The sequence below is a fragment of the Streptomyces sp. NPDC017529 genome (assembly GCF_044329785.1).
GTDB lineage: Bacteria > Actinomycetota > Actinomycetes > Streptomycetales > Streptomycetaceae > Streptomyces.
The window spans coordinates 211,901-228,796 of the sequence record NZ_JBIRJY010000010.1 but is presented as its reverse complement, the minus strand read 5'-3'; the positions used below and the strand labels follow the sequence as shown (position 1 = coordinate 228,796).

Annotated in this window: 1 protein-coding gene (running past one end of the window); it reads right to left on the bottom strand. The window is 75.8% G+C overall.

Annotation, left to right across the window (positions count from 1 at the left end):
- A protein-coding gene (locus ACH4K4_RS25245; protein ID WP_398170243.1) for a non-ribosomal peptide synthase/polyketide synthase crosses the window boundary here: on the bottom strand, positions 1-16,896 show its 5' portion. It extends 6,060 nt beyond the left edge of the window; only the first 16,896 of its 22,956 coding nucleotides appear in the window; it begins with the start codon at positions 16,894-16,896; its stop codon lies beyond the left edge, outside the window.

Sequence of the window (16,896 nt, the reverse complement as noted above, 5' to 3'; positions counted from 1 at the left end):
GTTGCCGGTCAGCGGGAGGTCCGTGAGGACCAGCACGGCGGCCGGCACCATGTACGCGGGCAGTTCCTCGCGCAGCGACGCGGTGAGCGAGGCGACCAGTTCGCCGCGCCGCCGGGAGGCCGCCGGGTCGTTGGCGAGCGCTCGCGCCGGCTCGGCCGGGGCAGCCGCCGCCGGGCGGTGTACGCCGGCGAGAGCGGTCGCCGCCGGGTCGGTGAAAAGTACGTCGAGGAGTTCGGCGTCATCGCCCGAGCGGGTGACCGCGACCCGGTAGCCGGCGCGTTCGCCCAGCTCGTGGAGGGCGTCCGGGCCGAGGTCCGGCGCCGTCGGCTGCTCGGCGGGGCCGAGGAGGGCGAGGGCGTCGGCCAGCGACTGTCCCTCGTCCAGGGCGCGCCCGGCAGCGGCTTCGCCCGCCAGCCGTTCGTCGGGGACGCCGGTCACCCGCAGCGCGGGCACGCGCTCCGCGGCGAGGCGCCGGGCGAGGTCGTCGGGCCCGGACACGTCGTGGCCCCAGCGCAGCTCCGGTGCGTCCGTCAGGTCCGTCAGCCCGGCGGCAGGGCGCTTGTGCAGGACGACGTCGTACCGGTAGCGGTTCAGCTCGTTGACGTACGCGCCGCGCTTGACCCGCAGGTCGACGCCGGCGATGTCCGGGTGCCGCGCCCCGAGCGCGGTGAAGAACCCGGGGTCGAGCAGAAGTTCCTTCTCCAGCAGGACGGCCTGCTCCACGGCGCGGCGTACGGCGGCGGGGTCGGCGGACGGCGTGGCGCGGCGCAGCTGCGCCGCCGTGTGCAGGCACCGCAGCAGCCGCAGGTCGCGCACGTCGCCGAGGAAGACGGCGCCGCCGGGGGCGAGCAGGCCCAGCGCCGTGCCGAGCACGTCGGTGAGGTGGCCGGCGTCCGGGAAGTACTGGGCGACCGAGTTGATCACGACGGTGTCGAAGGAGCCGGCCGGCAGGCCGCCCGCTTCGGCGGCGGCCTGTACGCGCAGCTCCACCCGCCCGGCCAGGTCAGGCCGCCCGGCCACCTGGGCCCGCAGCCGGTCGACGGCGTCGGCGGCGATGTCGGTGCCCCAGTAGGTCTCGCAGTCGGTGGCGAGCCGGGAGAGCAGCAGTCCGCTGCCCACGCCTATCTCCAGCACCCGTCGCGGGCGCAGCTCGCGGATGCGGGCAACCGTGGCGTCCCGCCACCGGCGCATCTGCTCGACCGGCAGGAGCCGCCCGTCGTAACTGCTGGTCCAGCCCCGGAAGTCGGCGCCGAACGGGGCGGGTTCGGGGGCCTCTTGGCCCGTGCCCCCGTACAGGGAGTCGTAGACCTGCTGCCACTCGTCGAGCTGGGCCCGTGCCGCGGCTTCACCGAGCCGCTCGCCGTCCGCCGGGACGACGTAGGCCACCAGCTGCGTACCGGACGTCCGGTCCTCGCGGGCGACGACGGCGGCCCGGGAGACGGCCGGGTGGCGCAGCAGCGCGGCCTCGATCTCGCCCGGCTCGATGCGGTGGCCCCGCACCTTGACCTGCTCGTCGGCGCGGCCGGCGAAGTGCAGTTCGCCCGCGGCGGACCACCGGGCCAGGTCGCCGGTGCGGTACATGCGCCCGCCGGGCCCGCCGAACGGGTCGGCCGTGAACCGCTCGGCGGTCGGCGCGGGCCGGTTCAGGTAGCCGCGCGCGAGCTGCGCGCCGGCCAGGTACAGCTCCCCCGTCACCCCGGTCGGCACCGGCCGCAGTCGCTCGTCGAGGACGTAGGCCCGGGTGCCGGGCACCGGCCGCCCGATCGGCAGCGGGCCGTCGCCGGTAGCGGCGCCCGGCGGCAGCCGCAGGGCGACACTGCCCACGGTGGCCTCGGTCGGCCCGTACTCGTTGACCACGGCGGCCTGCGGCTGTGCCCGCCGCCAGGGCGCGAGCTGTTCGCCGGTGAGCGCTTCGCCGCCCGCGACGAGGTCCGCGACCGCCGTCTCGGGGCCGGGCGGGGTGGCGCCGAGCAGCGCGAGGTGGCTGGGCGTCACCTTGAGGAAGGTGTACGGGCCAGGGGCCGGCGCGTCGCCGGAGAGGTCGCCGACCAGCACCCGGCCGCCCGCGGTGAGCGGCGCGTACAGCGCGGTGACGGTCAGGTCGAAGGAGACGGGCGAGTGCAGCAGGGCGGTGCCCGCGGTGCCGGGGTACGCCTCGCGGGCGAACGCCAGGTAGGCCGCGAGCGCGCGGTGCTCGATCACCACGCCCTTGGGCGTGCCGGTGGAGCCGGAGGTGTGGATGACGTACGCGGGGTGCTCCGGCCGCAGCGGCGCGGTGCGCTCGGCGTCCGCCACGTCGTGCTCCGGCTGTTCCCCGGTTTCCCGCCGCGTCTCGTCGCTGTCGAGCGTGAGCCAGTGGGTGTCCGTCCCCGGCAGGTTTCCGGCCAGGTCGGAGTTGCTGAGCCCGTACGCCGCACCGGCGTCGCCGAGCAGGGAGCGCAGCCGTTCGGCCGGGTGCGCCGGGTCGAGGGGCAGGTAGGCGGCGCCGGTCTTGAGGACGGCCAGCAGCGCCACCACCAGCTCGGCCGAGCGCGGCAGGGCGACCGCCACGAGCCGCTCCGGGCCGATGCCGCGCCGGACGAGCAGCCGCGCCAGCCGGTTGGCCCGCGCGTTCAGTGCGGCGTAGGTGAGGTGCGTGGTGCCGTCGGTGACGGCGGCCGCGTCCGGCGTGCGCCGCGCCTGCGCTTCGCACGCCTCGGGCAGCGTCACCGGCGGCGTGCTGAGGGCGGCGCCGTTCCACGTCTCCAACAGCCGCTGGCGCTCGGCGGCGTCGGTGAGGTCGGCGGTGCCGATCGGCCGGTCCGGCGCCGCCGCCACGGCCCGCAGCAGCCGTACGAAGCGTGCCGTGAGGGCTTCGGCGGTGCCGTGGTCGAACAGGTCCGCGCTGTACTCCAGCACCCCGTCGACCCGGTCGGGGGTGCCGTCCTCGGTGTACCGGTCGGTGAGGCTGAACAGCAGGTCGAACTTGGCCGCGAACAGCTCGGCGACGTCGGGCGTCACCCGCAGGCCGGCCATCGCGAACTCGGGGGCGGCGTTGTTCTGGAGCGTCAGCATCACCTGGAAGAGGGGGTGCCGGGCCGCCGAGCGCGCCGGGTTGAGCAGCTCCACGAGGTGTTCGAAGGGCACGTCCTGGTGGGCGTAGGCGGTCAGGTCGGTCTCGCGCACCCGGTCCAGCAGGGTGGTGAAGGCAGGGTCGCCCGAGGTGTCCAGGCGCAGCACGAGGGTGTTGACGAAGAAGCCGACGAGGTCGTCCAGTGCCGCGTCCGTACGGCCGGCGACGGCGGAGCCGAGGGGGATGTCGGTGCCCGCGCCGAGCCGGGTCAGCAGGGCGGCGAGACCGGCCTGTACCACCATGAACAGGGTCGCGCCGTGCTCGCGGGCCAGCCCGGCGAGCCGGGTGTGCAGCTCCGCGTCCAGCGTGAAGACCACCCGTCCGCCCCGGTGGGCGGAGACCGCGGGGCGGGGGCGGTCCGTGGGGAGCGCCAGTTCCTCGGGCAGGCCCGCCAGCACCTCGGTCCAGTGGGCGACCTGGGCGGAGATCAGGCTGCCGGGGTCGTCCTCGCTGCCGAGCAGGTCGTGCTGCCACAGCGCGTAGTCGGCGTACTGGACCGGCAGCGGTGCCCATGCCGGGGCGCGGCCGGCGCTGCGGGCCGTGTAGGCGGTCGACAGGTCCCGGGCGAACGGGACGTTCGACCAGCCGTCCCCGGCGATGTGGTGGACGACCAGGAGCAGTACGTGGTCGTCGGGGGCGAGCGCGAACAGGTCCGCGCGCAGCGGCGGTTCGGCGGTCAGGTCGAAGCGGTACCCGGCCGCCTCGGTCAGTGCCGCAGCGAGTCCGGCCTCGTCGGTGCGGTGGGTGCGCAGCTCCACGGCGGCCTCGTCAGGCCCGAGTACGACCTGCCCGGGACCGCCCTGGACCTCGGGGAAGACGGTGCGCAGCGTCTCGTGCCGGGCGACCACGTCGGCCAGGGCCGCGCGCATGGCGGCCGTGTCCAGCGTGCCGGACAGCCGCAGCGCGAAGGGCATGTTGTAGGTCGGGCTGGGGCCCTCCAGCCGGTGCAGGAACCACAGCCGGCGCTGGGCGAAGGACAGCGGGACGGTGTCCGGGCGGTGCGCGGCGGGCCGGAGGGCGGGCCGCCGACCGCCCCCGGTGCCGATGCGGGCGGCCAGCCCGGCCACCGTGGGCGCCTCGAACACGTCGCGTACGGACAGCTCCGCGCCGAGGGCGTCCCGGACGCGGGAGACGAGCCGGGTGGCGAGCAGCGAGTGCCCGCCCAAGTCGAAGAACCCGTCGTCGATGCCGGGCACGGAGCGGCCGAGCACGTCGGCGAAGACGCCGCACAGGATCTCCTCGTGGAGGGTGCGCGGAGCGCGTCCGGGGGCCTGGGCGGTGGCGTCCGGGGCGGGCAGGGCGCGGCGGTCCGTCTTCCCGTTCGGCGTCAGGGGCAGCGCGTCGAGCACGACGACCACGGTGGGCACCATGTAGTCGGGCAGCGCGCGGGCGGTGGACTCGCGCAGCTCCTCCGGCTCCGGTCCGGCTCCCGGCGCGGGCACTACGTACGCCACCAGCCGCTGGTCACCGGGCCGGTCCTCGCGGAGGACGACAGCGGCCTGGGCGACGGCGTCATGCCCCGACAGGGCGGCCTCGATCTCGCCGAGTTCGATACGGAAGCCCCGCAGTTTGACCTGGTCGTCGGTACGGCCGGCGAACTCCAGCACCCCGCCCGCGGTCCACCGGGCAAGATCCCCGGTACGGTACATCCGCTCCCCCGGCGCACCGAACGGGCAGGCCACGAACCGCTCCGCCGTCAGGCCGGGCCGCCCCAGGTAGCCGCGCGCAAGCTGGACACCGGCCACGTACAACTCCCCCGTCACACCCGGCACGACGGGCCGCAGGGCGGCGTCGAGCGCGTAGAGCCGGGTGTTGTGGACCGGGCGGCCGATCGGCACCGTGCCCGGCCCGTCCTCGCAGGCCCAGGAGGTGACGTCGACGGACGCCTCGGTCGGCCCGTAGAGATTGTGCAGCTTCGGACCGAGCACGTCCCGGCCGTGTGCGGCCAGCCGGGCGGGCAGGGCCTCGCCGCTGCACAGCACCCGCCGCAGGCTCGTGCACCCGGCGGCGGCTGGCTCGTCCAGGAAGGCCCGCAGCATCGACGGCACGAAGTGCACGGTGGTCACCGCGTGTTCGTGGATCAGCGCGGCCAGGTACGCCGGGTCCCGGTGCCCGTCCGGCCGGGCGACGACCAGCCGGGCGCCGGTGATCAGCGGCCAGAAGAACTCCCAGACGGATACGTCGAATCCGTACGGGGTCTTCTGCAGCACGGCGTCGGAGGCGTCCAGCCCGTATTCGGCCTGCGCCCACAGCAGTCGGTTGACGATGCCCGCGTGCGGGACGACGACGCCCTTCGGGGTGCCGGTGGAGCCCGAGGTGTAGAGCACGTAGGCCGGGTGCGACGGGGCGAACAGTACGGTACGCGCGGTGCCCGCCGTCTCCGGCTGGGGGTTCCGCACGCCCTCCAGATCGTCCAGGACACACACGGGACGCGCCTCGTCCAGCATCGCCCGGGTGCGCTCGGCAGGGTGGCCAGGGTCGACGGGCAGGTAGGCCGCGCCACTCTTGAGCACCCCCAGCAGCGCCACCACCAACTCCACCGAACGCGGCAGGGCTACGGCCACCACCCGCTCCGGCCCCGCACCCCGCTCGGCCAGGGCGCGCGTCACCCGGTTCGCCCACGCGTCCAACTCCGCGTACGACAAGGAGCCGCCCTCACCGACCACCGCCACCGCGTCCGGCGTCCGGACCGCCTGCGCCTCGAACAACTCCGGCAACGTGACCCGGGGCAGCGGCCGCGCGGTCGCGTTCCACCCCGTCAGGACCGACTCCCGCTCGGCCGGGGACAGGACGGGGAGGTTCCCGAGCGTCCGCGAGGGGTCGGCCGCCACGGCCTCCAGCACCGAGACGAAGCAGGCGGCGATCCTCCGGGCCGTCTCCTGGTCGAACAGGTAGCTCGCGTAGTCGAGTTCGCCGTCGAGCCCGGCGGCCTCGCCGTGCGGGCCGGTCCGCTCGGTCACCGTGAACGCCAGGTCGAACTTGACGGCCGTGGTGTCCACCGGCACCTCGCTCACCGCCAGCCCCGGCAGGCCGAGCGGCGCCTCCCCGGTGTTCCGCAGCGCCAGCATCACCTGGAAGAGCGGGTGGCGGGCCAGCGACCTGACCGGTTCCAGCTGCTCCACCAGGTGCTCGAAGGGCACGTCCTGATGGGCGTACGCGGACAGGGCGGTCTCGCGGGCCCGCGCCACCAGGTCGGTGAAGGCCGGGTCGCCGCCGGTCGCGGTGCGCAGCACGAGGGTGTTGACGAAGCAACCGACCGCGTCGTCCAGCGCGTCGTCGGTGCGTCCCGCCACCGGGGTGCCGAGGGGGATGTCCTCGCCCGCCCCGAGCCTGCTGAGCAGGGCGGCGAGCGCGGCCTGCACGACCATGAACAGGCTCGCGTCGCAGTCGCGGGCGAGGTCACCGAGCCCGGCGTGCGCGGCGGCGTCCAGGGTGAACGGCACCCGGCCGCCCCGGTGGCGGGCCACGCCCGTGCGGGGCCGGTCGGCGGGGAGCGCGAGTTCCTCGGGGAGGTCCGCCAGTGTCTCGGTCCAGTACGCCGTCTGCCGTCCGATCAGGCTGTCCGGGTCGGTGGGGTCGCCGAGGAGCCGGTGCTGCCAGAGGGTGTAGTCGGCGTACTGGACCGGCAGCGGCGTCCACGCCGGGGCCTCGCCCGCGTGGCGGGCGGTGTAGGCGGCGGCGATGTCCCGGGCGAGCGGCAGGTTGGACCAGCCGTCGCCCGCGATGTGGTGCAGGACGATCACCAGGACGTGGTCGTCGGGGCCGAGGGCGAGCAGCTCCGCGTACAGCGGGGTATCGGTGCTCAGGTCGAACGGGTGCCCGGCCGCGGCGGCGACCGCCGCGGCGAGACCGGCCTCGTCCACGGCGCGGCACGGCAGCGCGGGCGCGGCGCGGTCCGGGGCGAGCACGACCTGCTCGGGGGTGCCGGCGGTCTCGGGGTAGACCGTGCGCAGGACTTCGTGCCGGGTCACGACGTCGGCGAGGGCGGCGGCGAGCGCCGCGCGGTCGAGGCCGCCGCGCAGGCGCAGCGCGAGCGGCATGGCGTACGCGGCGCCGGCGCCGTCCAGCCGGTTGAGGAACCACAGCCGTCGTTGCGCGAACGACAGCGGCAGCGTGTCCGGCCGCGCGGCCGGGCGCAGGGCGGGTCGCGGCGTGTCTCCGGCGTCCAGCCGCGCGGCCAGGGCGGCCACCGTGGGCGCCTCGAACACGTCACGTACCGCCAGCTCCACGCCCAGCACGGCGCGGACGCGGGACAGCAGCCGGGTCGCCAGCAGGGAGTGCCCGCCGAGCGCGAAGAAACCGTCGTCGATGCCGGGCCGTGCGCAGCCGAGGACCTCGGCGAACAGCCCGCACAGGATCTCCTCGCGGGCCGTGCGCAGCGCCCGGCCGCCGTGCGGCGCGGCGGGGCCGGGTGCGGGCAGGGCGCGGCGGGCCACCTTGCCGCTCGGGGTGAGCGGCAGCGCGTCCAGCGGCACCACGGCGGAGGGGACCATGAACTCCGGCAGCGAGCGGGCGGCGTGGGCGCGGAGCCCGGCCGGGTCCGGCACGGCCCCGTGCGCCGCGACCGTGTAGGCGACCAGCCTGCGGTCGCCGGGCCGGTCCTCGCGGACGACGGCCACCGCGTGGGCCACGTCCGGGTGCCGCGCCAGCACCGCTTCGACCTCGCCGAGTTCGATGCGGAACCCGCGCAGCTTGACCTGGTCGTCGGCCCGCCCGGCGTATTCCAGCGCGCCGTCGGCGGTCCACCGCGCGAGGTCGCCCGTCCGGTACATCCGGGCGCCGGGCACGCCGCTGAAAGGATTCGCCACGAAGCGTTCGGCGGTCAGGCCGGGCCGGCCGAGGTAGCCCCGGGCGAGCTGCGCGCCCGCGAGATACAGCTCGCCCCGTACGCCGGGCGGCACCGGGCGCAGTCCGGCGTCGAGCACGTACGCCGCCATGCCCGCGACCGGCCGGCCGATCCGGGGCCGCTCGCTGCCGGAGACCACGGCGCCGACCGCGTCGACCGTGCACTCGCTGGGCGCGTAGTAGTTGTGCACTTCGGTGGCGGGCAGTTCACGCAGCCGCTGCCACAGCGCCGGGCCGGTGGCCTCGGCGCCGTGCAGGATCGCGGCGGGCTGGTGCCCCTCCGCGCCGAGCAGGCCCAGGCCGATCAGTTCCTGGGTGAGGGTCGGGGTGATGGACAGATAGCCGATGCCATGGGCCCGGACGTACGTGCCCAACGCGGCGGCGTCGCGGCGGGTGTCCTCGTCGACGACGTGCAGTTCGTGGCCCGCGAGGAGGGCGAGGAGCTGCCCGACGCACAGGTCGAACGAGAGCGACGCGGTGTGCGCCGCCCGCAGCCGGCCGCCCGCCGCCCGCGCCGCCGGGGCGAAGACGCGCTCGCGGTGGTTGGCGAACAGGTTCGCGATGCCGCCGTGCCGCACGACCACGCCCTTGGGCACGCCGGTCGAGCCGGAGGTGTAGACGATGAAGGCGGCGTGGTCGGCGCGCACGGCCGGCATCGGGAACGGCTCACCGGCCGCGTCCGCCGGTTCTTCCGTCCCGAGGAGGACGGTCTCCGCCTCGTGGCCCTCCAGCAGACCGGGCTCGGTGACGAGCACCCGTATCCCGGTGTCGTCGAGCATGAACGCCAGGCGCTCCTGCGGATAGCCCGGGTCCAGGGGGACGCACGCCCCGCCGGCCTTCCAGATGCCCAGCATCGCCGGGACCATCTCCGCCGACCGGGTCACGCACAGGCCGACCAGCGTGTCGGGGCCCACGCCGCGCTCCGCCAGCCTCCGGGCCAACCGGTCGGCCGTCGCGCGCAGTTGGGCGAACGTCAGCGTCGAGACGCCCGCGACGACGACGGCGGTCGCGTCGGGGGTCAGCGCCGCCTGCCGCTCGAACAGCTCGGGGACGGTGCGGCCGGGCGCGTCCTGCGGGCTGCCGGCCCAGGCGCCCAGAATCCTTTCCCGCTCCGGCGGGGCGAGGACGTCCAGTTCCCCGACGCGCCGGGCGGGGTCGGCGGCCGCGGCGCCGAGCAGCCGTACGAAGCGGGCCACCAGTTCCTCGGCGGTGGCGTGGTCGAAGAGGTCGGTGCTGTACTCCAGGATGCCGCCGAGGCCCGCGGGCTCGCCGGCCGGGCCGCGCTCCTCGGTGAGTCCGAAGGACAGGTCGAACTTGGCCGTGCCGACCTCGGCCATGTCCGGGCTCACCCGCAGCCCGGGCAGGACGAGTTGGGGCCGGGCGTTGTTGTGCAGGGTCAGCATGGTCTGGAACAGCGGGTGCCGGGCGGCCGAGCGGGCCGGGTTCAGCACCTCCACCAGGTGCTCGAAGGGCACGTCCTGGTGGGCGTAGGCAGCGAGCGCGGTCTCCCGCACCCGGCCCAGCAGCTCCTCGAAGGCCGGGTCGCCGGAGGTGTCCAGGCGCAGCACGAGGGTGTTGAGGAAGAACCCTACGAGGTCGTCGAGCGCGTCGTCGGTGCGCCCGGCGATGGCGCTGCCGAGCGGGATGTCGGTGCCCGCGCCGAGGCGGGTGAACAAGGCGGCGAGACCGGCCTGCAACACCATGAACAGGCTCGCGCCCGAGGTACGGGCCAGCTCCTCCAGGCGGGCGTGCAGCTCGGCGTCGAGGGAGACGGGCACGACTTTGCCGGTATGGCCGGGGACCGCGGGACGGACCCGGTCGGTGGGCAGTTCCAGCTCCTCGGGCAGCCCCTCCAGGGCCTGCGCCCAGTAGGCGATCTGCCGGGCGGCCAGGCTGTCCGGGTCGTCCTCGCGGCCCAGCAATTCCTGCTGCCACAGGGTGTAGTCGGCGTACTGGACCGGCAACGGCTCCCAGCGCGGCGCCTGCCCGGCCCGGCGGGCCGCGTACGCCTCGGACAGGTCCCGGGCCAGCGGGCCGTTCGACCAGCCGTCACCCGCGATGTGGTGGACGACCACGACCAGCACGTGCACGTCCGCGTCGAGCGCGCACAGCTCCGCCCGCAGCGGCAGCTCACGGGTCAGCTCGAAGCGGTGGGCGGCCGCCGCGACGACGGACGCGGTGATGTCGTCCTCGTCCGCGACGTGCCGTACCGGCAGCTCGACGGACGCGGCGGCGGGACCGGCGTCCAGGACGGCCTGCCGCGGCGTGCCGCCACTGTCCGGGAAGACCGTGCGCAGGCTCTCGTGCCGGGCCACGACGTCGCCGAGCGCGGCGGTGAGCGCGGCGCGGTCGAGCCGGCCCTCCAGCCGCACGACGAACGGCAGGTTGTAGTTGGGGGCCCCTTCGAGCTGGTGCAGGAACCACAGCCGGCGCTGCGCGAACGACAGCGGCACCGTCTCCGGACGCCGGGGGAAGGGGCGGACCGGGGGGCGCCTGCGGCCCGCGCCGTCCTTCAGCCGGGCCGCGAGCCCGGCCACCGTGGGCGTCTCGAACACGGCCCGTACGGGCAGTTCGGCGCCGAGCACGGTACGGACGCGGCTGACGAGGCGGGTGGCGAGCAGGGAGTGGCCGCCGAGGGCGAAGAACCCGTCGTCGACGCCGGCCCTGGGGACGCCGAGCACCTCGGCGAACAGGCCGCAGAGGATCTCCTCCGCCGGGCTGCGCGGCGGCCGGCCGGTACTCGACGGTGCCAGAGCGGGTGCGGGCAGGGCCCGCCGGTCCACCTTGCCGTTGCGGGTCAGCGGCAGCGCGCCGAGGGTGGTGAACAGCGCCGGGACCATGGGCTCCGGCAGCCGCCGCGCCAGGTGCGCGCGCAGCTCGGCCGGGTCCACGCCGTCCGCGCCGGCCGGTACGACGTACGCCGCGAGCCGCTGATCGCCCGGCCGGTCCTCGCGTACCACCACCGCCGCCCGCGCCACCGAAGGGTGACCGGCCAGCGCCGCTTCGACCTCGCCGGGTTCGACCCGGTGGCCGCGGATCTTGACCTGTTCGTCGGCGCGGCCCGCGAAGACCAGCACCCCGCCCGCGGTCCACCGGGCGAGGTCGCCGGTCCGGTACATCCTCCCCCAGCCTTCGGCCGGGGGGACCCCCATGCCCGGCGCGCCGAAGGGGCAGGGCACGAAGCGCTCCGCCGTCAGGCCGGGGCGGCCGAGGTAGCCGCGCGCGAGCTGCGGCCCGGCGACGTACAGCTCCCCTGCCACGCCCGGCGGCACCGGACGCAGCCCGGCGTCGAGGACGTACGCCCGTACGCCCGTCATCGGCCGGCCGACCGGAACGGTGGCACCGTCCGCCGCCTCTCCGGGGGCGAGGTGGAGGTCCAGGCATCCGACGGTGGCTTCCGTCGGCCCGTAGTGGTTGACGACGGCCACCTCGGGGTGGCGTGCGCGCCACTCCTCAAGGAGGCCGGCGGGCAGCGCCTCGCCGCCGAGCACGAGCTGCCGCACCGGGGCGAACCCGGCGGGCAGCGCGGCCAGCAGGCCCAGGTGGCTCGGGGTCGCCTTCATGAACGTCGCCGGGGTGCGGGCCAGCAGCGCCGTCAGCCACGGGTCGTCGTCCAACCCGGCCACGACCGCGCAACCGCCGGAGGTCAGCGCCCCGTACAGGCCGGTGACGGCCAGGTCGTACGCCAGGGACGTGGGGACGAGGACCGTCCCGTCCAGGCCGGTGTAGACGCGCCGGGCGCGGGCCACGTAGTGCGCGAGGCCGCGGTGGGTGACCACCACGCCCTTGGGGCGGCCCGTGGAGCCGGAGGTGTAGATCACGTACGCGGGGTGGTCCGGCAGCGGCGGGGCGCTCCGGTCGGCGCCGGTGGGGCGGGTCGCGGGCTGCCGCTCCAGCGCCCGTACGGTGTCCGGGTCGTCCAGCAGCAGACGGGCGGTGCCGGTGTCGTCGGGGAGCCCGGTCGCCGAGGGGCCGTCCGTCAGCAGCAGGGCGGGGGCCGCGTCATCGAGCAGGCCGGCGAGGCGCGCACCGGGCTGCGCCAGGTCGAGCGGCAGGTAGGCGGCGCCGGTCTTGAGCACCGCGAGCAGCGCGACGACCAGTCCGGCGGAGCCGGGCAGCGCGACGGCGACCACCCGCTCCGGGCCGATCCCCCGGGAGATCAGCAGGCGGGCCAGGCGGTTGGCCCGGGCGTCGGCCTGCGCGTAGGACAGCTCGGCGTCGGGCGCGGCGACCGCGCGGGCCTCCGGAGTGGCGGCGGCCTGCCGCTCGAACAGCTCCGGCAGCCACGCGACGGGCCGGGGGACCTCGGCGCCGGCGCCGTTCCACTCGGTCAGCAGGCGGTGGCGCTCGGCCTCGCCGAGGATTTCCAGGGCGCCCAGCGGCAGGTCCGGCCCGGCCGCCGCTGCCTCCAGCAGTCGTACGAAACGGTCCGCCAGCGCTTCGACGGTGGCCCGCTCGAACAGGTCGGCGCTGTAGCCGACGTACCCCTCGACGCCGCCGGGGCCGCCCTCGGCGTCCACGGCCTCGGTCAGGTTGAACCCCAGGTCGAACTTGGCGGTGCCCGACTCCACCCGCTCGGCCTCGGCGCGCAGGCCGGGCAGCGCGTCCGGCGCCGCCGTGCGGCCGGTGAGCGTCAGCAGCACCTGGAACAGCGGGTGCCGGCTCAGCGACCTGGCGGGGTTGAGCACCTCCACGAGGTGCTCGAAGGGCACGTCCTGGTGGGCGTAGGCCGCGAGGTCCGTCTCCCGTACGCGGGCGAGCAGTTCGCCGAAGCCCGGGTCGCCGGAGGTGTCGGTGCGCAGGACCAGGGTGTTGACGAAGCAGCCGACCAGGCCGTCCAGGGCGTCGTCGGTGCGCCCCGCGACGGGCGAGCCGAGCGGGATGTCGGTGCCCGCGCCGTGCCGGGTCAGCAGCGCGGCCAGCCCGGCCTGGAGGACCATGAACAGCGTCACCCCGTGGGCCTCGGCCAGCGCCGCGAGCCGCGCGTGCAGGGCGGCGTCCAGACGCAGCGGCACGGTCCCGCCGCGGTGGCCGGCCACGCCGGGGCGGGGGCGGTCGGCGGGGAGGGCCAGTTCGTCGGGGAGCCCGGCCAGTGTGCGGGCCCAGTACGCCACCTGCCGCGCGACGAGGCTGTCCTCGTCGCGCTCCTCCCCCAGCAGGTCCCGCTGCCACAGCGTGTAGTCCGCGTAGGTCACCGGCAGCGGGTCCCAGGACGGCTCCTCGCCCAGCAGGCGGGCCGCGTAGGCGGTGGACAGGTCGCGGCCCAGGGGCACCATGGACCAGGCGTCGCCCGCGATGTGGTGCACCACCAGCGACAGCACGTGCCGGTCCGGGGCGAGCGCGAACAGTTCGGCGCGCAGCGGCGGCTCGGTGGTCAGGTCGAAGCCGGTGGCGGCGCCCTTCCCGAGGGCTTCCGCCAGCCCGGCCGCGTCGATGCCGCGCACCGGCAGGGCGGGGGCGGCGGTTCCGGGGCCGAGCACGACCTGCCGTGGCGCGCCGTCGATCTCGGGGAAGACCGTACGCAGGCTCTCGTGACGCGTGACGACGTCGGTGAGCGCCGTTTCCAGGGCCGCCCGGTCGAGCACGCCCTCCAGCCGCAGTACGAACGGCATGTTGTACTCGGCCCCGGCTTCCCGGCCCTCCAGCCGGTTGAGGAACCACAGCCGCCGCTGGGCGAACGACAGCGGCAGCACCTCGGGCCGCTCCGCGCGCCGCACCACCGGCCGGGCTTCCCCGCCCGGTTCCCGCACGGCGGGGGCCAGCCCCGCCACGGTCGGCGCGTCGAACAGGGCGCGGATCGGCAGTTCGGCGCCCAGGGCGGTTCGTATGCGGCTCAGCAGCCGGGTCGCCAGCAGGGAGTCCCCGCCGAGGTCGAAGAACCCGTCGTCGATGCCCACCCGGTCCACGCCGAGGACCTCGGCGAACAGGTAGCACAGCACCCGCTCGGCCGCGTCGCGCGCCGGGCGCCGCGCCGCGCCCGGGGTGTACTCCGGGGCCGGCAGGGCGGCCCGGTCCAGCTTGCCGTTGGCCGTCAGGGGCAGCCGGTCCAGGACGACGACGGCCGCCGGGACCATGTGACCCGGCAGGTGCCGCCCGGCGAACTCGCGCAGTGCGGCGGCCCCGGGGCGGGCGCCGTCGGCGGGGACCGCGTAGGCCACCAACCGCCGGTCGCCGGGCCGGTCCTCGCGCAGCAGCACCACCGCCCGTGCCACCGACTCGTGCCGGGCCAGTACGGCTTCGACCTCGCCCGGCTCGATACGGAACCCGCGCAGCTTGACCTGGTCGTCCGCCCGCCCGGCGTGGTCGAGCCTGCCGTCCGCGTGCCGGCGCACCCGGTCCCCGGTGCGGTACATCCGCTGCCCGGGGCGGCCGAAGGGGTCGGCCACGAAGCGTTGCGCACTCAGGCCCGGCCGTCCGAGGTAGCCGCGGGCGAGGCCGGGGCCCGCCACGTACAGCTCGCCGGTGACGCCCGGCGGCACCGGCTGGAGGGCGTTGTCGAGCACGTAGGCACGCAGGTCCGGTATCGGCTCACCGATCACGCTGCGGGGCGGTTCGGCGGCGGCGTCCCGCTCGTCCAGCGGGGCGTGCGTGACGTGCACGGTGGTCTCGGTGATGCCGTACATGTTCACCAGGCGCGGCGTGTCGGCCGGGTGGCGCCGGTACCACTCGCGCAGCCTGCCGGGATCCAGCGCCTCGCCGCCGAAGACGACCGTGCGCAGCGCCAGCCGCGCGGACAGCTCCGGGTGGTCGTGGTCGGCCTGCGTCAACGGGTAGAAGGCCGACGGCGTCTGGTTGAGCACCGTCACCCGGTGGCGTACGAGCAGGTCGAGGAAGCGCTCGGGGGAACGGCTCACGTCCTGCGGGACGACGACCAGCCGGCCACCGTACAGGAGCGCCCCCCACAGTTCCCACACGGAGAAGTCGAAGGCGTAGGAGTGGAACAGCGTCCACACGTCATCGGGGCCGAAACCGAACCACGCCTCGGTCTGCCGGAACAGCCGCACCACGTTGTGGTGCGGGACCGCCACGCCCTTGGGGGTGCCGGTCGACCCGGAGGTGTAGATGACGTACGCCGGGTGCGCGGGATCGAGCCGCCCGGCCCGCTCGGCGTCGGTCGGGTCGTCACCGGGCCCGTCGGCGAGGGCGCGTACGGTGACGTCGTCGTCCAGCCGCACGACGTCGGCTCCGTACGAGGTCCCGTCGGCCGGTTCGCCCGTGGTGACCAGGCACACGGGGGCGGCGTCACGGAGCATCAGCGCGATGCGCTCCGCCGGGTGGCCGGGGTCGACCGGCAGGTACGCGGCGCCCGTCTTCACCACCGCGAGCAGGGCCACCACGAGGTCGGCGGAGCGCGGCAGCGCCACGGCCACCAGCCGCTCCGGCGCCGCTCCCCGCGTCAGCAGCAGCCGCGCCAGCCGGTTGGCGCGCTCGTTCAGTCCGGCGTAGGTCAGCTCGCCGTCTTCGGTGACGACGGCGACGGCCCCGGGGGTACGCGCGGCCCGCTCCTCGAACAGTGCCGGCAGCGTCGGTCCGGGGGCGTCGGCCTTGAGTGGCACGGCCTTGGAGGGCTCGGCCTTGGGGGCGTCCGCCGGCGGCCGCACGGGCAGCGCCACGGCACGCTCACCGGGGAGCAGGAAGTCGAGGCGGCCGATGGGGAGTTCCGGGTCGGCCGTGGCGAGGCTTTCCAGCACGCGCAGGAAACGCCGCTGGTGCGCGGCGACCTCCGCCGCGTCGTACAGGGCCGGGTTGGCGTCGAAGTCGAGGTGCAGCGCGCCGCCGCCCAGACGGTCGTCGACGCGGACGGAGAGGTCGGCGACGGGCCCGATGGACAGGTTGCGGGCGGTCCCCCGAGCCTGGCCGAAGGTCAGCTCGGAGGCGAAGGACATGATGTTGACGGTCGGCCCGAAGAGGCGGCGCTCGCCGCCACCCGACCGCAGATCGCGAATGGCGTCCTCGTACCGGTACCGCTGGTGCCCGAGCAACTGCCGGGCGCTGCCCGACACTTGGCGTACCAGCTCCCGGCCGCTCATGTCGGGCCGGACCGCCACCCACAGGGGCAGTTCGTTGGCCATCGGCCCGCGGATGTACCGGCCGCCGCCGGCCCGCGCGGTCACCGGTATGCCCAAGGCGACCTCATCGGCGCCGGTCATCCGGCCGAGGTAGAGCGCCGTGGCGGCGATCACGGAGACGGGCAGGCCGACGCGTAATCGCCGCGCCAGCACGCGCAGGCCGTCAGCGGTCACGTCCGGTATGCGCGCGCCGTGCCGCAGGAAGCTCCGCGAGACCCGGGCGGTCCGGCCCGCGAGGGTCACGGGCTCGGGGCGGTCCGCCAGCCGGTCCAGCCAGTAGGCCCGGTCGCGCGCGAAGCGCTCCGACTCCCGGTACGCGGCGTCGTCGGCCAGCAGCAGGTCCAGCGAGCCGCTGTCGTCCTCGCGCTGCGGCGCCCCGGTGACCAGGGCCGTGTAGATCTCGGCCACCCGGTGCGTGAACAGCGCGCACATGGAACCGTCGGTGACGAGGTGATGGGCACGCAGGTAGAAGAAGTCACGGCCGGCCCCGGCCCGCAGCAGCGCCAAGGTGAACGTCCGGCCCTCCGCCAGGCTCCCCGGCCGGGCCATCTCCGTACGCATCCAGGACTCGGCCGCCGCACGCGGATCCGGCTCCGCGCCGACGTCGAGAACGCGGAACAGCCAGTCGTCCGCGGGCTCGTACGTCTGGTGCGGTCCCTGGCCGTCGTCGGCGAAGCGGACGTTGAGCGTGTCGGTCTCCGCCACCGCCCGCCGCACCGCCGTTTCGAACGCCGGCAGGTCGAGCGGGCCCTCGATCTCCACGTACTCGGCGGTGTTGTAGCTGGGGCTGTCCGGATCGAGCTGCTGCGCGAACCAGATGCCACGCTGCGCCGACGACAGGGGCCGGTTGCGATGCGGAGTACCGGGCAC